We start from the raw sequence: 15,369 nt of genomic DNA, 5'->3' as shown, positions 1-15,369 counted from the left end.
GGTTAGTCCTCCTGGGGCTGGCTGGCGGCCTTGGCCGGCGTGCGCTTGGCGGGCTTGGGCGGCGTGCCCTTGACCACCGAGCCTTCCGCCATGCGGCGCATCCAGTAGCTGTTCCATGCCACCCAGGCGCCCTCGGCGGGCAGCGGGCGGGCGTTGTGCGGTTGGCGCACCACCAGGCCCTGGCGGGCCGGCTTGACGTAACGCTGGCGGTTGTTGTCGGTCACGGTGAGTCCTCCGTGGGTAGCTCGAGATGGCTCTCGGTGTCGGGGCCATCGCCGACGTGATGGGTGCCGTGGAAGGTGGCGAAGTCGGCCAGGTCGGCGGCATCGCGGACGAACGGGAAGCCCATCTCCAGGGAGAAGGCCATCTCGTAGACGGCCACGCCCTTGCGCTGGGCGCTGGCCGGGGTCAGCACGCGCAGCCCCTGGGGCATCAGGGAGCCGAGGTCGGCCACCTTGGCCCCGCCCAGACGAGGCATCACGCGCTCGACGATCTCGTAGGCGCCGATCTCCCGGGTGTCGCCGCGCTGGCGTGCGCGGCCGCCGCTGGCGTGGCTGGTGACGGCGTAGACCAGGAAGCTGGCGTTCAGGCGATCGCCCCGCTGGCCCTTGCCGGGCTGGCCACCGTCGAAGTAGACCCACACCCCCGGCATGGAGCGAAAGGCCAGGGTCAACGCGTCCTGGTCCCAGGGGCCGGGCAGCACGTCGACGGTGCGCACGGTGGTCCCCAGCACCTCCTGGCAGGCCGCGACGATGGCGTCTTCTGCCTCGGCGATCATCAGTAGCCCCTCAGTGCGTCGTCATCGAATACCCGGCGCCCACCGCCGGTGGTGGCCGGGGCGGCATTGGCCGGAGGCGGCGAGGCCAGGGGCAGGTTGATCTCGCCCCGGGCCACGGCCTTCAGCCGGGCGATGGCATCCTCGTAGCGCTGCCGAGCCTGGTCGGTGGCCACCGGCTGCTGCAGCCGGTAGCGGGCGATGTCGGTGCACAGCAGCGACAGCAGCCGCGGCGTGTCCGTCACCGGCAGCCGGTAGCGGGCCGCCAGGAAGCCGTCGATCTCGACGCTGGCGTCCTCCAGGGCACGCTCGGCCACGGCGGTGTCGATGGCGCCCGTGTGCTCGAGGTCGGTCAGCTGGATGATCTCGGTCTCGCCGAAACGCTCGACGAGGTCGGCAACGCTGGCGTACATGGCCCGTTACTCCTTCGCCTTGGTGGTCTTGCCGGCGGTCCGGCGCGACGCGGGCTTGCTGGCCGTCTTGTCGCCTGCCTCGGCCCCGTCATCCTTCGCAGCGCTCTCGCCGTCCTGCTCGGGGGTGGCGTCATCGGCGTTGGCGGTGGCCGCCTCGTCGTCCTTGGCCTGGTCCTGGGCGTCCGCCTCGTCGGCGTCACCCGGTGCGCCGATCACGCCCTTGCGGGTCAGGTGCTCGATCTCGGCGGCGTCTTCCTTGGGGTCCAGCTCGACCTCGCCGGGCGGGCGGTGGGTCTTGCCGTTGTGGCGCAGGGGTTCACGTACCGGATACTTCATGGCTCACCTCGTGGCGTGCCGGCCCGCCGGTCGGCGGGCCGGGTGCATGGGCTTACGACTGGGCGGCGACGTCCTGGATCAGGAAGCCGGACTCGATGCCGGAGAGCACCGGGGCGCGCTCGTAGGTCACCGGGTAGATCCAGCTCTTGGCGTTGCGCTCGTTGTAGGGCTCCTCGACGATCGGGTGCCCCTCGAGGGTGTAGGTGTAGCCGAAGGAGGGCTCGGCCCGGGAGCTGACCTGCTCGGGCACGTAGGCCAGCACCGCGGCATTGCCCCAGGCGTCCACCATCTGGTCGCTGCCCTCGTTCATGTACACCGCCTCGCCGATCACGATGCGGCGCAGGTTGAACAGCCGGGCCAGCATCTCGGCGGTGATCGAGTCGGAGCTGGTGTACTTGAAGCGCTCCAGGATCTTGGGGTGCTCGCACAGGGCGTTGAAGCCGGCCGCCGGGATCTCCAGCGTGTTGGGCCGCACGCCGATGATCGAGCGCACCGCCTCGCGGTACTCGCGGATCTGCTTCGCCGGGTCGCTGGTGCCGTCGGTCCACTGGTCGGTGCCCGACAGGGTGATCTTGTTGTTCACGCTGTAGTTGGCCGGGTTGGTGGCCAGCTCGGCCTGCTCGATCTCCAGCGAGAGCGACATGATGTTCATGGTCTCGTTGGTGGCCTGGGTACCCAGGTCGATGCCGGGCACCTGGTTGGCGTCCTGCATGTGCTCCCAGGGCACCTGGCCCTCCAGGGCGTCCTGCACCAGCGAGAACGGCTTGCCTTCATAGCCGAACTGCACGCGCTTGGTGTTGGCGCCCGGTGCGCGGCGCGTCTTGTAGCGCTTGAACGAGTCGCGCCCGAACTCGATGATCTGCCCGCCGCGCTGCTTCACGGGCACGCGGGGGAACAGGGCGAAGCCGACGCGCTCGGGGTGGCGATACCCCTGGGCGACGTTGGACAGGATCGGGTCGATCACCCGGACTTGCTGGTTGTTCATGACCATCGGTTAACGTCTCCTTGAAAGCGGGTTACCGGCCGTTTAGCGGGCCAGCAGCACCTCGATGAACTCACCGGCGCCGGCCGCCGAGTCGAGCGCGCGGGCCAGCACGACCTCGCCGCCCACGCCGGGATTGGTGATGGCCATGCCACTGGCGTCGCTGACCACCTCGTCGCCCACGGCGATGGCGCCGGCGGTCTCGACCACGGTGGTGCCGATGACATCGAGGGCCAGGTCCTGGCCGTCCACGGCGTCATGGCCGGACACGCCCATGGCGTCGCCGCCGGACGCGGCCACCTGGACGCCATCGAAGCCCACGAAACGATGCCCGGCGACCGCCCCCGAGGCGGTCACGGTGAGGGCGAGTACGACGATCTTCTGGCTCATGCCTGGTTACCTCCGCGCTGCACGGCGTTGACCGCCGTGATGTAGTCGCAGTCGTTCTTCTCCTGGTAGGCCACCGCCCGGGCGTGCAGGCGGGCCTTGTCCGGGTCCACGCCGTAGCCGTCCGGGGTCTGGTAGCCGGCGCCCTCGGCTTCCTCGCCGCCGGCACCGGCGCGCTCGGCATAGTCCACCGCCACGGGCAGCTCCTTGAGGAAGCCTTCCAGCCAGGCGCGATCGGTGGTCTTCACCTTGTCGTCGCCCTCGCCGAACTCCAGGGCCTCCTCGGCGTCCTGGTTGGCCATGAAGGCCACCAGGCCGTCACGGTGCTTGGGCAGCACGCGGCCTTGCTTCACCAGGTCGTCGACCAGGGTGGCGCTGGCCTCGGCCTGCGCCTTGCGTTCGCGCTCGGCGAAGGCGGCCTCCTGCGCCTTGAGCCGGTTTTCGCGCTCGGCCGCCTCGCGCTCGCGGCGCTCCAGTTCTTGCTTGTCCACGTCGGTCACCTCCGGGGTGGGCTTGGGGTGTGGCGGTTGGTGAGAGGGGCGCTCGCCATAGCTCGGCGCGTCGCGCTCCTCCAGGTGCTCGATCTCCCAGTCGGGCAGCACCTTGTCGGCGGCCTCCAGGCCGTCGTCGGCGATCAGCTTGTCGCGCAGGCCGCGGAACAGCCGCTGCAGGATGCCGCCGCGGATCTCGCCGAACTCCAGCTCCACCACGCCGGTGTCGCCGTCGGCGAACTCGATCTGTTTCAGGCCCTTGATGGCCGGGGGCTGGGCGCCCAGGAAGCCCACGTGGCGCAGGTAGTACACGCCGGGCTTGGGATTGGCGGGGGAGTCGGGGCGGTAGAAGCTCGCCGACACCTTCTTGAAGCGGCCGGACTCGACCAGCTCGGCGAACTGCGGCTCGACCTGGTCGGGCTCGGCGGTCAGGGTGTCGGCGAATGCCAGGGACTTCACCCAGCCGTAGGCGGGGTGATCGTGGCGCGGGTGCCCCACCACGATGGGCGCTTCATGCAGCGCCGGATCGTAGGCGGCGGCACTCTCGCGCAGCTGCTGCTCGGTGAATCCGATGGTCTCGCCGGACATATCGGTGTGCGTGCCCGGCCGGAAAATCTCGATGCGCTGCATGGCGGCCTCCCGTGTTCGTGGGGGCCAGTATCGAGGGCGCCATGGCGGGCGGTAAGGCGAAGGGCTTCAGCGGAAAGCCGGAGGGGGCCGGCGGGTCGAGCGAGGAGGAAAAGCGGCGGCCGCGAGGGCGAAACCCATATAACCAGCGACCGCCGCCACGGGCAAGCTGTTTAAACCCTGTTTAAATCGCCGCAGGCGCGTGTAAAAAAATCGAGTCGTAACATGGGGGCGGGGAAAGCGAACGTCGCTTGTGCGGCCTCACAGGCCGTTCTAGGTGGCGCCGCCCTGACCGCCCAGCGCATACCGACTGAGGATCTCGTCGATCACCTGGCGGTCCTCGTCGGACAGGCCCAGGTAGGGGCGCGCCGGGATGGTCACCTGCTTGACCAGGGCGAAGGCGCCACCGGGCCGGCCGATGGCCAGTGCGCCGCCCTTGGCCTTGATGGTGCCACCCAGCTGGTGGATGGCGCCATAGATCTTGTTGGTGCCCTGCTCGAGACTGTCGCGGCCCACCCGGTAGTGGATCGAGCCGCGCAGGCCGGCGCCGCCGCTCTCGGTCAGGATCTGGTCGTTGCGCTTGTTGGCCTTGGTGAAGTCCGACAGCGGTTCCCAGGGCCGCCCCTCGGGGTCGGTCTCGGTGCGAAAGCGCTCCTCCACCGAGCCCTGCAGGTGCTCGCCGATCTCCAGCAGCGCCGGGCGCAGGTTCTCCAGGTTCTCGCGCATGCGGCCCAGCATCTCGGCGACCTGCTCGTCGTTGATGTCGTAGTTCAGCTTGATACCGGCCATGGGACTTACTCCAGGTCTCAGTCCAGATCGTCGGGGTCTTCGCGCAGCGCGGCGCGGATCTCGGTCATCATCGCCGTGGCCAGGGCGTCGGGCAGTTGGCTGCGCTTGCGCTCCACGGTCTCGCGGGTGCGCGCGGCCACGCTCTTGCCGGGCGGGTAGTTGAAGCCGGGATCCACGCCCTGGGGCACGTCCTCCTGGCGCGCCCCGGTGGTGTCCTGCCAGGGCTCGCGCGTCACCGTGGGCGCATTGTCGGGGCCTTCCTTGCCCATGCGCTCGAGGTCGGCCGGCCCCTTGGCCACCACCTTGCAGCTGCAGCCCCAGCCGTTGGGCGGGTAGTGCTCGTTCCACCAGGGATCGTCGGCGCGCAGCACCATGCGGTCCCACTTCAGGTGTTCCTCGCGCGGGTCGGCGCTGCCGCCGTGCAGGTACTGCCAGTAGGGCCGCACCCTGAGCAGGTCGGGATCGGTGAGCTGGGCATGACGCCCGGCGGCGTAGGCGGTGCGCAGGTTGGTCTCGTAGATCACCCGGGTGCGCCAGCCGCGCCCGCCGCGATACTCCCAGCCGGTGCGCGCCACGGTCTCGTCGAAGCGCTCGCGGAACGTCTCCAGGGTAGTGCCCTGGCTGATCGCCTCGTCGACCGCCGCGCGCAGGTCGTTGAGCAGGTCGGCCTTGGCCGCGCCCGCCACCATGAAGGCGCTGTCGTGGGCCTCCTTCCACACGTCGGTCCAGCGCGTGCTGGGCATGTCGACCTTGTTGCGGAAGAAGGCGATGGCCTCCTCGAACGGCAGATCCTGGTACTCGACGGCCATCACTCGCCCTCGCTGACGTCGGCCCGGCCGGACAGCTCGGCGGTGGCGATGGCCTGCTGCATCGCCTTGGCCAGCGGCTCGCTAGGCATCTCGGCATACAGCGCCTCGAGGCCGTCGCGGATCTCGGCCAGGCTCGAGGCATTGGCCACCAGGCGACGCACCGGCTCCATCATCTCGCCCCAGGCGGGCTCGGCCTCGCGCTCCAGGCGGTCGGCCATCATGTCGCCGCGCCGCCTGGCGCTGTCGTCGCCCTCGGCGAAGCCCACCGGCGCCGCCGGCTGGGGTGGGCGGTTGTCGACCTCCCAGCCGTCGCCGTAGCGCTCCTGGATGTAGCGCAGGCTGGGGCGATAGCCCAGCCGCGACACGCGCTCGTCGCGCTCGGCCAGCTTGTTGAGATCCTCGGGCTGCCCCATGCGCCGCCACACGCGCGGCGTCTTGGCGGTGGGGAAGTTCCACTCGGTCAACCACCTGGCCACCGACTGGTTGAAGCTCTCGCAGACCACGTCGGCGTCGGCCTTGGTGATGTCGTCGCGCACCTCGCCGGCCATGTCCTCGCCACCCAGGCGGCCCGGGGTGCTCTCGCTGGAGCCGGTGTGGCCCAGGATCACCTTGGCGATCGCGCGGTCCATGCGGTCGTACAGCGAGGTGTAGTCGCCGGTACCGCTGCGCGCGGCCTCGATCAGCTCGATCTGCATGCCCTCGGGCACGATCACCCCCGAGTCGGAATGCACCGCCTGCAGCGCCTGCAGCAGCTTCTGCTTCTGCGGCTCGGTGCTCGACCCGGGATATGTGCCCTTGGCGGTGGGCTGGCCGAACTTGTCCAGGAACACCAGCCACAGGCGCAGGCCATTGCGCTTGAAGAACACCGGCCAGTACAGCCAGTGCCCCAGGCCCTGGCCGTAGGGCTCGTCGTCGTGGTCGGCGCCGGTCGAGAAGTGCCAGAACTTGCGCTCCGGCAGTAGCTCGCCATTCGGACTGTTGGCGGTCAGCAGGCGCAGGCGTCCCGCGCCGTCGAAGCGGAAGCGCCGCCGGTTGCGAACCTTGAGCGCATCCAGGGTGACGTAGCGCCCCTCGCGGCCCCACAGGCATTCGGCCACGGCGTAGCCGTAGAAGATGCCGTGCAGCATGTTGGTGGTGGCCCGGTCGAAGCGGATCGACTGCAGCTGCTCGCGCAGGAAGGCCGCGGCGGCCTTGTCCTGGCGGCGGTTGCCGCCGGCCTCCACCTCCCACTCGGCGGACGCCACCGCCAGCTGCCGCTGCTGCCAGGTGGCCTTCACCTGGTCGTCACGCAGCAGCTCCTCGTAGAGCCGCAGGTCGCCACCGCCCCGGGTGGCCAGCACGCTGTCGGTGGGCTGCAGCAGCTGCAGCGGCGTGACGTACCCGCGCGTGATGTCGCGCCCATCCAGCGTGGACGCGACCTCCTGCATCTCCGGCTTCGGCGCTTCGCTCGCCATCTAGAATCCCCCTGTGTCCATGCCGCCCCCGACGACACCCCAGCCCACGTCCCCCTGGACGCGGCCGGCCTCGTAGCCGCTGCGCTGGATGCCGGTGGAGCGAAAGTCGATTTCCACGCCGTCCTGGCGGGTCGCGTAGTAGGCCAGCGCCAGGGCGATCGCGGCGTCGCCGTGGCGCTGCTGCTGGCCGGTGCTCTTGGGCAGGCGGGCCACGCCGTCCACCAGCTTGATGGCGCGCAGGTCGTCGAGCAGGTGCGAGTCCTTGGGGATCGCCAGCTCGCCGTCCTCGAACGCCGCCTTCAGCGGCGGCATGTGCTCGCGGTACCAGGCCTCGGTGAACTGCACCTCGTGGATCCGCGCGCCGTACTGCTGGGTGGCCACCTCGGCCAGATAGGCGCCGTTGCCCCGGGCGTCCAGGGCGCCGACGTGGAAGCGCGCCAGCCGGTCGCAAAGGTAGAACAGCACCTGGCGCTGCTGCTCGAAGGGCATGTTGCCCAGTTCGACGATGAACGGCACCCGCCGCCCCAGGTCGGCGCCGGTGACCATCGGCACGATCACCGTCAGGTCCGAGACCCGGCCGAAGTCCTCGCCCACCGAGACCAGCAGCTCCGGCGGCAGCGAGGCCAGCAGCGGCCCCAGCTCGCGGTCGCACCAGTCGCGGATCTCGGCCTCGCGCAGGTGCACCGGCCAGTGCTTGAAGTCGTCGTCCATGCGCAGGCGCAGCACCGGCGGGCCGTCGACCATGCGCGCCTCGATCAGTGCGCGGGACAGCCAGGCGCCCGAGCCCTGGGACGGGACCACGTCCAGCTCCTCGCTGGCCGCGTCGCCGTAGAAGGCATAGACGCCCCGCATCCACTCGCGCTCGCCCTCGGCGCTCCATTCCTTGCCCAGGCGCAGGCACACCCGGCGATAGAGCCCCTGGTCGACCGCCTCCCGGAAGGTGATGCGCTGCACCGAGCCCGCGCGCTTGCCGGCGCGAATGTCGTTGATCAGCTCATTGAAGGGGTTGCGCTCGCCGTTGTGGGTGCTGATCACGCGCACCTTGCCGCCCCAGATCAGCAGCGCCAGGGCCGCCTTGAGCAGCTCGCCGAGCTTGTCGTGGAAGGCCGCCTCGTCGATCACCACCACGCCTTGCTTGCCGCGCAGGTTGGCGGGCCGCGACGACAGCGCCACGATGCGGTGGCCGCTGTCGGGGAACTTGATGGTGAACGTCTTGATGTTCTTGTCGTCGCCGTCGTCTTCCCAGATCCCTTCCTCGACGGCGCTGGCCGCGTGGTTGAAGGCCCGCGCCCACATGCCGCAGGCCTCCACGTATTCGATGGCCATGTCCTGGTTATAGCCGATGTAATAGACGTTCTGACCGCCGGCCCCGGTGGCGGCGGCGGCGATCAGCACGTCGTCGGCGGCCTCGGCCCAGGTCAGGCCGGTACGCCGCGACTTCTCGCTGACCTTCAGCTGGCTGTCGTCGGCGATCCACGCCTGCTGGTAGTCCAGCAGCACCGGCGGCGGGGCGTCGGCGGCGTGGGTGGCCGGCAGCTTCGCGGGCACCTCGGTCATTTATCGGACATCCTCTGCTTGAGCAAATAGCCTTCCAGGGGCCAGATCTCCTCGACGGCGTTTTCCCGGGCGACCTTGCGGCCCATCGCCGGGTCGAAGTTCTCAGGGCTGGCACAGGCTGACTGGCCGGTCACGGTGAAGCCGTTGCGCAGGACCAGGACACAGAACGTCAGAAGCCCCAGCGCCTCCAGATCATGGTCGTCGTTGGCTGGTGATTCGCGCCCCTCGTATGTCTCGGCAGCGAGCGCACCGGCGCGACCATCGGCGGCGGTGAAGTAGTGCTCGCTGGCTATGCTGGCCTCGATGTCAGCAGGCGTAACACGCGGTGCTGTCTGGCCCTTGGCGGCAATCTCCTGTTGGATCTCTGACTTGCTCATGGCCCGTCTCCTGATTGGTTACTTGGCGATGCCCAGCAGCTCGCGGCGCAGGTCGTCCACCATGTCCTTGGAAAGCCCGCCGCGCTTGGCCACCTCGGCGGCCTTGTCGGCGGCTTGCTTGGCCACCTCGCTGCGGATGCGCAGCTCGCGCTCCATGCTCACCTTGTCGGCGTTGGCCAGGTCCTTGATCGCCCCGGCCAGGAACATGATGTCCTTGGTGCTGATCTCGGCGTCGTCGTCGCCGGCATTGGCCAGCTGCTGGAAGGCCACGGTGCGCAGCATCTCCGACAGCAGGCGGCCGACGTCGCCGTCCGGGTCTTCCTCCAGCTTGCCCACCCAGACCTTGGCCAGCTCCTGGGCCTCGCGGTAGCGCTGCATCTGCTGACGGGCCGACTTGACGTAACGCCCCACGGCGCTGCGGCTGGGCGCGTCGTCGCCCATCATGTTGTCGAGCTGCTCGACGATCTGGTCGATGGTCGCTCGCCCGTCGCGGATGGCGCGATCGACGCTCTCGCGGATCCGCGGGTCGAGCTTGGCGACGCTGCTGCGGCGGGCCATGGCTTACTCCCCCGGCATCGGACGCTTGACGCCACGCACGCGGGCGCGGCCGGCGGCCACGTCGCCACCCCGGGCGGTCAGGGTGGCCACGGTCACGCTGCCCATCTCCTCGAGGGCCACCAGGTCCTGCTCGGCCAGCCACTCCAGGTCGGTGGCCAGGCGATCCTGGCTCACGGCGTGGCCCATGCCCTCCAGGGCGTTGCCCAGCAGGATGGCGTTGGCGCTGTAGCCGGCGGATTGCTCCAGCAGGCGCAGCATCTGCAGGCGCCGGTCCTCGGTCAGGATGCGCTCATAGCTCATTTGCGTTGCTCCAGCAGGTGTTGATGTACCAGGCTCAGTTGCTTGCCCAGGGCTTCGTTGGTCGAGGCGGCGTGGGCCAGCCCCTGGTTGGTCTCGTCGAGCTTGCGCCACAGGTCGCGCAGCTCGTCGCTGCTCGGCCGGTGCCGCAGGTCGTGGTCCACGCCGTCCACGCGCCGCTCGAGCACGTCGATGCGCTCGTTGGCCTGCTCGATGGCCTTGCCGGTGGCGCGGTGCCGGTTGATCCACCAGGCGTAGGCCGACACGCCCAGCAGCCCGACGACCTGCGACACGTCCAGCAGGAAGCGCGCCATCGTCCAGTCGATTGCTTCTCCCATCATTCCCTCGCGTAGCGTGATTGGCGTTTGTCGTGATCTTCCTGGCAGGGCACGCAGCGCCGCGCGGTCGGCCAGGCGGCGAGCCGCGCCGCCGGGATCGACTCCCCGCACGCCTCGCAGCGCCCGTCGGGCGATGGCTCGGCACGGGCCATGCGCGCTCGATGCGCCTCCAGGGCGGTCTCGCGCTCGCGCTCACTCAGCGCGGCCGCCGTCTCGTACTGCTGCTCGGTCCACACAGTCCCTGCTCCATTGGCGCACGCGCGCCAGTTTCGTCCATCCCCGACTGCCCCACTGGTGGACCTCGGCCACGTAGCGCGCCACGTCGCGCTGGGTGTATTCCCCCGCCGGCTTGTCCGGCGAGGCCTCGTCTTCGGTCATGCCCGGCCCCGGGGCGCATACTACCGGCGTGGCCAGAGGCTCCGGCAGCGGCTCAGGCGTGCTGGCGCAGGCGGTCAGCAGCAGGGCCAGTAAAGGCAGTACCGCCCATCGAGCGACGCGACCGGGAAAGCAGACAATGCCGACCGCTGCGATGATGCCGGCAGCCACAACGAGCGCGTGGCGGCTCATGGCAGCGCCTCCAGGGTGTCGCGCAGCACCGGGGCCACCGGACCGTCGTCCTCGGCCGGGGCCCGGGCGATGCGCTGACGCAGGGCGCGGTAGCGCTCGTCGACCTCGGCCAGGCTGTCCTGCAGCTCGCGCACGGCGCGCTCGGCATGGGCCTGCTCGGCGATCGCCGTCACCAGATCGTCGCGGTAGCGGTTGGCGCGCGCCTGCCAGGCGTCGCGCCCGCGGCGCAGCGAGTCGGCCTCGAACTGCGCCTCGGTCACGGCCAGCTCCAGCCGGGCGGTCACGGTCTGGTGCCACAGCCAGCCACCGACCACGGCAGCGACCAGGGCGCCGATCAGCCACACGCGGCCGGGCAGCAGGCGGAACAGCTTCAGGAACATGGCTCGCCCCCTTGCCAGCCGGCGCGGTCGTAGCGCGGCACCAGCTCGCGCAGGATGCGCCGCACGTAGTGGCGGTTCTCGCGCTCGGCCCAGTCGGCGCGGCGGGTGTGGCGCTCGACGCTGCCCCACCACACGGCGGGATCGTCGCCGGCCGCGCGGGCCAGGCGCTGGTCGCGGTAGACCCAGCCCAGCCCGCCGTTGTAGGCGCTCAGGGCGAAGGCCCAGCGCTGGCAGCCATCGGCGGCGCTCGACAGCCGGCGCCAGTGCCAGCGGTTGTAGCGGGCCTGGGCGCGCATGGCCCAGGCGGGCGAATAGGGGGCGGCCTCGCCCAGGTCGGGGTAGATCTCGGCGATCCACTCGCTGGTCGAGGGCATGAACTGGGAAAGCCCCTGGGCGCCCACCGGGCTCTCGGCGTCGCTGCGCCAGGCGCTCTCCTGGTGGATCTGCGCGGCATGCACCGTCACCGGCGCCGGCAGCCCGAACTCCTGCTGCACGATGCGCGTCAGCTCGCGCTGGTAGTGGGCGGCGTTGCCGGGGATGCCCTGGGCGGCGGCGCGCTCGCAGGCGGCCAGCAGGGCCATGGCCAGCAGGATCACCAGCGTCGCCAGGGCGCCGCGCTCCTTGGTGGTCATGACGGCGCCTCCTCTTGCAGGGCGCGAACGCGGGCCACCACGTCCTCGAGGCGCAGGTAGAGCGTCAGCAGGCGCAGGCCCGGGGCCGGCTCGCCCTCCAGGGCGTGGATCTCGGCGACCAGCCGCTCCCCCTCCTCGAGGAGCGACCGGGCCTTGTCACCGTGGGCGGCCATCTCAGACCCCCAGGCCCAGCGCCAGGATGGCGGCCGCCATCACCGCCGCGCGGCGCAGGGTCGCCAGGCTGGCCTGGTGGCGCAGGTGGCGCAGGTGACGGGCGCCGTTGCGCAGATCCTGGTCGGCCAGGCGATTGGCCATGTGGAAGAAGTCGTGCGGGCGGGCGTAGTGGAAGATGGTGCGGTCGATCCAGTAGCCCAGGTAAGCGCCGAAGGCCAGCTTGGACAACGACCACACCAGCACGCCGAGCTGATAGGGGGCGAGCCATGCCACCACGGCGGTGGCCATCAGGGCCAGCAGCAGCCAGGGCAGCGCGCGCAGCTTGTCGATCAGGGTGGTGAACATCGGGGCCGTCTCCAGTAGGGATCGTCGGGTCTCGGTGAAACCTGACGGTACCTTCTGGGACTAAGTGAGATGCAGGCGAAGGGCTTCAGCGGATGCCGCGGGGTGCGGCGCGGGGCGGGAAGTGCAGGCAGGTTAGCGCGCCCGGCCAGCGCGGTCTAGCCGGGCTTACAGCAGGGAGATCTGGTCCCGGGCCTCGTCGTCGGCCCGGGACAGGATGGTGTAGACCTGGCGCTCGGTGAGCCGGTAGCGCAGGGCCAGCTCCGCGGGGCGGGCGCCCTGGTCGCGCTCCAGGCGCATCTGGCGGTTGCGCACCCGGCGCAGGGCGTCGGCGCAGCGCGGCACCACCAGTTCCTCCATGGCCAGCGCCTCGGACAGGCGGACCGCCGCTTCGCGGCCCAGCCAGTCGATCAGCCGGTGCTCGTCGCCCAGACGCTCGGGCACGTAGATGCGCACCCCGCCGGCATGCTCCACCAACGCCAGGGTGGCCGCCAGGCCGATGGCCTCGGCCACGTCGGTCAGCGACTGCGGCAGCTCCTGGATCTCGCGAACGTCCAGCATCAGCGGTTCTCCTTGCGGCGTGAGGAAATGCCCAGCTCGGTCATCATTTCGCGCAGTCGAGCCTTGTTCTTCTTACGCTGCGCCTCGCTCATCGGCGGCTTGGCCAGGCGCGGCTGCTGCGGGCGGTCCGGCAGCAGTTCGAGCAGTTGGCGAGGCGCCGGCCAGCGGTTGACCTGGCCGGCCAGACGGGTGAAGGCCTGACGCAGTCGATGCGTGTCGAGTTCGGCATCCCACCCGATGGGGGCGGCCCACAACGCTTCTGTCCAGGATCTCTGGGTGTGCTCGGCTTCCTCCTCCCAGGGCGCGCCAGGGAGGCGCAGCACCAGCAGCCGCCCCAGACCGTCGAAGATCTCGTCACGGAACCACTGCGGAATGGGTTGAGGCGTCCGGCTCATGATTGGCGCTCCCGGTTCATTGCTTCGAGGGCACGCATCACGCCCCTGGAAGGCTTGCGTGACGTGGCGTCTTCGACGCTGGCCACCGCCTGACTGGCCTCGGCGCGGGCACCCAGCGAGGTCAGCACGCTCTTGAGGTAGTTGTGGTTCTTGAGCGGGCGGGTGTCCTGGCCGCTCTCGCGCTTGGCGCGAATCGCCTCGACGGTCTCGGACATGGCCGCGCCGACCAGGCTGGTGTCGCTGGCCAGGGCCAGCGCCTCCCGCGACAGGCGCAGCTGCCGCTCGTAGGCGGTGGCCCGCGTCTTGCCGCGGAACAGCCCCACGTAGGCGACCAGCGGCCGGGAGACGTCGCGCGGCAGGTCGGCCAGCAGCGCCATCATCTCGCGCAGCGCCTCGTCTTCGGTGACGTGCTCCAGGTTGAACTGGCTGTGGCAGCAGGGGCAGCGAATATCCATCGGTTCTCCAGCGGTTAAACGGGGGTTATCGGAGGCGTTCGAGGCCTTCACAGATGGCGCGCAGCGTGAGCAGGTTGCGCTCCCAGCCGTGGGGCAGCTGGCACTGGGCGGCGAAGGCGTCGCGAGTCTGGCCGGTCTTCTCCAGGTGGCGGTCGATGGCCGCCAGCCGGTCGCGCTTCTCCTGCTCGACGTCCAGGGCGGCGATCACGCCGCGGTATTGCTTCTCGGTCTTCAGCCACTCCAGCTTGGCGATGCCGGTCTGGCGCCGGGCGATGGCCTCGGCATAGGCCCAGGACGCACCCAACTCGCACAGCTGCGCCTCGATCTTCTGCAGCATCTCCTCGCTGTTCAGGGTGTTGGGCTGCCGGCCGGCGCGCTTGGGCGCCTTGGGCTTCCAGCCCAGCCGCTTGAACTCGTGGAGCACCCGGCCGACGTTGCTGTCCGTCAGCTCCTTGGCGCTGCTCACGCCCACGGTGCGGGCGAGGATGGCGCGGTACTCGTCATCGGAGAGGCCGAGCTGCTGACGGGCGATATGGATCTGGGCCAGCTTGTTCTTGCTGATCATGACGTCACCTCGTCGGCCTTCAGCTCGAGATCCGGGAAGTGCTTCTTCAGGTGACTGATCAGCGGGCGCGGGCTGTTCCAGTAGGGGCTGACGATCATGGTGCGAAGCGCCGTCATCTCGTCGGCCTTGCGCTTGCCGAACACCTTGCGAAGCTCTTTGTACTCCTTGAGCTGGTAGAGGCGCCGGCGCACGGGGCGATAGAAGCGCCCCTCTGGATGCGTCGGGTTGCCCTGGTCGTCGACGTCCGTCCAGGCGCCCTTGATCCAGCCGTCGACACCGACCTGGATCACCAGCTTCTCGCCGTCGAGGCGCTTCTGCAGGGATACCTCGTGGCCATCGGCGAGGATCGTCGCCCCGCCGAACACGCCTTGCAGTCGCTCCTCGAGCTGCTGCCACTTGCTCATGACGCCACCTCACCGATCGCCGCCTGCCGCTGGCCATTCACGCCCTGGTGGAAGCTGACCTTCTTGCCGTCGCGCCGGCCCTGGTGCAGGGCGTCGATGTCGTGGCTGCGCATGCCCTTGGTGTTGTCGCGGGCCTGGCGCGTCTCCAGCGGCTCCTCCCAGCGCTTCGCCTGATAGGCGGCGATGGTCCTGTCCTCGGCCTCGCTGCGCTGGTGCGGCACCACCTGGCGGGCCACCGCATTCACCCACGCCTGGGCGTACAGGTCGCCGCGACGCACCTTGGTGGCGCGCTTGATGCGCTTGTTCAGGGTGGCCAGATAGGCGTTGCGGTCGCGCTTGAGCTGACGGCCCAGCACCTCGAAGGCGTAGCCCGCGACCTCGGCGGCACCGTTCACGCCGTAGAACTCGACGCGGCCGATCCAGCGCTCGCCGTCGTACAGCGGGCTGTAGACGATCTCGGCGCCGAACGCCCCCGCGACCATGTTGGCCAGCATGGCCACGTGGCTGGGCGGGGTCTTGCCGGCGCCGGCCTTGGCCACGTGGCTCTCGACGTCGCTCACGGCCACGTCATCGGCGGTCACGCCGTGGATCTCCATCAGCTTCTGCGCCTGGCGCATCGCGGCGGCCGCCTCGTTGGCGTTGCTCGACTGCGCCAGCCGCAAGCACTTCTTGATCTTGTCCAGGATCTTGCGGTCCATGGCTTT

General features: G+C 70.0%; 27 protein-coding genes. All 27 read right to left on the bottom strand.

What is annotated here, in order from left to right; genetic code table 11:
• Positions 1-2: 2 nt before the first annotated feature.
• Positions 3-224: a DUF2635 domain-containing protein gene (locus UN84_RS06265; RefSeq protein ID WP_046079639.1), complete on the bottom strand. Its 222-nt coding sequence runs from the start codon at positions 222-224 to the stop codon at positions 3-5.
• Positions 221-778 carry a DUF1834 family protein gene (locus tag UN84_RS06260; RefSeq protein WP_046079640.1) on the bottom strand — a complete coding sequence of 186 codons (558 nt, stop codon included), beginning with the start codon at positions 776-778 and terminating at the stop codon, positions 221-223. Before UN84_RS06260 ends, UN84_RS06265 begins: the two co-directional genes overlap by 4 nt.
• The gene (locus tag UN84_RS06255; RefSeq protein WP_046079641.1) at positions 778-1,188 is read right to left on the bottom strand and encodes a gp436 family protein; all 411 of its coding nucleotides are present in this window, start codon (positions 1,186-1,188) and stop codon (positions 778-780) included. Before UN84_RS06255 ends, UN84_RS06260 begins: the two co-directional genes overlap by 1 nt.
• A gap of 6 nt (positions 1,189-1,194) precedes the next feature.
• Complete coding sequence (locus UN84_RS06250; protein ID WP_046079642.1) at positions 1,195-1,524, bottom strand: hypothetical protein; 330 nt, start codon at positions 1,522-1,524, stop codon at positions 1,195-1,197.
• A 52-nt stretch (positions 1,525-1,576) separates the two neighbouring features.
• Positions 1,577-2,515, bottom strand: coding sequence for a major capsid protein (locus UN84_RS06245; RefSeq protein WP_046079643.1), 939 nt, complete (start codon positions 2,513-2,515; stop codon positions 1,577-1,579).
• A 36-nt stretch (positions 2,516-2,551) separates the two neighbouring features.
• Positions 2,552-2,896 carry a DUF2190 family protein gene (locus UN84_RS06240; RefSeq protein WP_046079644.1) on the bottom strand — a complete coding sequence of 115 codons (345 nt, stop codon included), beginning with the start codon at positions 2,894-2,896 and terminating at the stop codon, positions 2,552-2,554.
• On the bottom strand, positions 2,893-4,014 hold the full coding sequence (locus tag UN84_RS06235) for a hypothetical protein (RefSeq protein WP_046079645.1): 1,122 nt from the start codon (positions 4,012-4,014) through the stop codon (positions 2,893-2,895). The genes UN84_RS06240 and UN84_RS06235 overlap by 4 nt, the downstream gene beginning before the upstream one ends.
• A gap of 270 nt (positions 4,015-4,284) precedes the next feature.
• The gene (locus UN84_RS06230) at positions 4,285-4,800 is read right to left on the bottom strand and encodes a phage virion morphogenesis protein (protein ID WP_046079646.1); all 516 of its coding nucleotides are present in this window, start codon (positions 4,798-4,800) and stop codon (positions 4,285-4,287) included.
• A 17-nt stretch (positions 4,801-4,817) separates the two neighbouring features.
• Positions 4,818-5,609, bottom strand: a complete 792-nt coding sequence (locus UN84_RS06225; RefSeq protein WP_046079647.1) for a phage head morphogenesis protein — start codon at positions 5,607-5,609, stop codon at positions 4,818-4,820.
• Positions 5,609-7,063 (bottom strand): DUF935 domain-containing protein, encoded by a 1,455-nt coding sequence (locus UN84_RS06220; protein ID WP_046079648.1) that lies wholly within the window; start codon positions 7,061-7,063, stop codon positions 5,609-5,611. The genes UN84_RS06225 and UN84_RS06220 overlap by 1 nt, the downstream gene beginning before the upstream one ends.
• Entirely contained in the window at positions 7,064-8,620 is a 1,557-nt protein-coding gene (locus tag UN84_RS06215; protein WP_082090918.1) for a hypothetical protein, read from the bottom strand.
• Positions 8,617-8,997: a Gp49 family protein gene (locus UN84_RS06210; protein WP_046079649.1), complete on the bottom strand. Its 381-nt coding sequence runs from the start codon at positions 8,995-8,997 to the stop codon at positions 8,617-8,619. The genes UN84_RS06215 and UN84_RS06210 overlap by 4 nt, the downstream gene beginning before the upstream one ends.
• Before the next feature lie 18 nt (positions 8,998-9,015).
• Positions 9,016-9,555: a DUF3486 family protein gene (locus UN84_RS06205; protein ID WP_046079650.1), complete on the bottom strand. Its 540-nt coding sequence runs from the start codon at positions 9,553-9,555 to the stop codon at positions 9,016-9,018.
• Positions 9,556-9,558: 3 nt separating this feature from the next.
• Complete coding sequence (locus UN84_RS06200) at positions 9,559-9,855, bottom strand: VpaChn25_0724 family phage protein (RefSeq protein WP_046079651.1); 297 nt, start codon at positions 9,853-9,855, stop codon at positions 9,559-9,561.
• Entirely contained in the window at positions 9,852-10,193 is a 342-nt protein-coding gene (locus UN84_RS06195; protein ID WP_152662869.1) for a hypothetical protein, read from the bottom strand. Before UN84_RS06195 ends, UN84_RS06200 begins: the two co-directional genes overlap by 4 nt.
• Entirely contained in the window at positions 10,190-10,342 is a 153-nt protein-coding gene (locus tag UN84_RS17530; RefSeq protein WP_442908410.1) for a TraR/DksA family transcriptional regulator, read from the bottom strand. The genes UN84_RS06195 and UN84_RS17530 overlap by 4 nt, the downstream gene beginning before the upstream one ends.
• Positions 10,343-10,382: 40 nt before the next feature.
• Complete coding sequence (locus tag UN84_RS06185) at positions 10,383-10,757, bottom strand: hypothetical protein (protein WP_152662870.1); 375 nt, start codon at positions 10,755-10,757, stop codon at positions 10,383-10,385.
• On the bottom strand, positions 10,754-11,137 hold the full coding sequence (locus tag UN84_RS06180) for a hypothetical protein (RefSeq protein ID WP_046079654.1): 384 nt from the start codon (positions 11,135-11,137) through the stop codon (positions 10,754-10,756). The genes UN84_RS06185 and UN84_RS06180 overlap by 4 nt, the downstream gene beginning before the upstream one ends.
• Positions 11,128-11,769, bottom strand: a complete 642-nt coding sequence (locus UN84_RS06175; RefSeq protein WP_046079655.1) for a transglycosylase SLT domain-containing protein — start codon at positions 11,767-11,769, stop codon at positions 11,128-11,130. Before UN84_RS06175 ends, UN84_RS06180 begins: the two co-directional genes overlap by 10 nt.
• Positions 11,766-11,942 carry a hypothetical protein gene (locus tag UN84_RS06170; RefSeq protein WP_161796814.1) on the bottom strand — a complete coding sequence of 59 codons (177 nt, stop codon included), beginning with the start codon at positions 11,940-11,942 and terminating at the stop codon, positions 11,766-11,768. The genes UN84_RS06175 and UN84_RS06170 overlap by 4 nt, the downstream gene beginning before the upstream one ends.
• Before the next feature lies 1 nt (position 11,943).
• Positions 11,944-12,288 (bottom strand): putative holin, encoded by a 345-nt coding sequence (locus UN84_RS06165; protein WP_046079656.1) that lies wholly within the window; start codon positions 12,286-12,288, stop codon positions 11,944-11,946.
• Positions 12,289-12,453: 165 nt separating this feature from the next.
• Complete coding sequence (locus UN84_RS06160) at positions 12,454-12,846, bottom strand: Mor transcription activator family protein (protein WP_046079657.1); 393 nt, start codon at positions 12,844-12,846, stop codon at positions 12,454-12,456.
• Positions 12,846-13,241, bottom strand: a complete 396-nt coding sequence (locus UN84_RS06155) for a hypothetical protein (protein ID WP_046079658.1) — start codon at positions 13,239-13,241, stop codon at positions 12,846-12,848. Before UN84_RS06155 ends, UN84_RS06160 begins: the two co-directional genes overlap by 1 nt.
• Positions 13,238-13,696 carry a hypothetical protein gene (locus UN84_RS06150; RefSeq protein ID WP_046079659.1) on the bottom strand — a complete coding sequence of 153 codons (459 nt, stop codon included), beginning with the start codon at positions 13,694-13,696 and terminating at the stop codon, positions 13,238-13,240. The genes UN84_RS06155 and UN84_RS06150 overlap by 4 nt, the downstream gene beginning before the upstream one ends.
• Positions 13,697-13,721: 25 nt before the next feature.
• Positions 13,722-14,261: a gp16 family protein gene (locus tag UN84_RS06145; protein ID WP_046079660.1), complete on the bottom strand. Its 540-nt coding sequence runs from the start codon at positions 14,259-14,261 to the stop codon at positions 13,722-13,724.
• On the bottom strand, positions 14,258-14,665 hold the full coding sequence (locus UN84_RS06140) for a hypothetical protein (protein ID WP_046079661.1): 408 nt from the start codon (positions 14,663-14,665) through the stop codon (positions 14,258-14,260). Before UN84_RS06140 ends, UN84_RS06145 begins: the two co-directional genes overlap by 4 nt.
• Entirely contained in the window at positions 14,662-15,363 is a 702-nt protein-coding gene (locus tag UN84_RS06135) for a DUF7168 domain-containing protein (protein ID WP_046079662.1), read from the bottom strand. Before UN84_RS06135 ends, UN84_RS06140 begins: the two co-directional genes overlap by 4 nt.
• Between the last annotated feature and the right edge of the window lie 6 nt (positions 15,364-15,369).

The organism is Halomonas sp. HG01, assembly GCF_000968715.2.
GTDB lineage: Bacteria > Pseudomonadota > Gammaproteobacteria > Pseudomonadales > Halomonadaceae > Halomonas > Halomonas halophila.
Note: the sequence above shows the minus strand (reverse complement) of the source record. Positions and strands in the feature narration are given on the sequence as shown.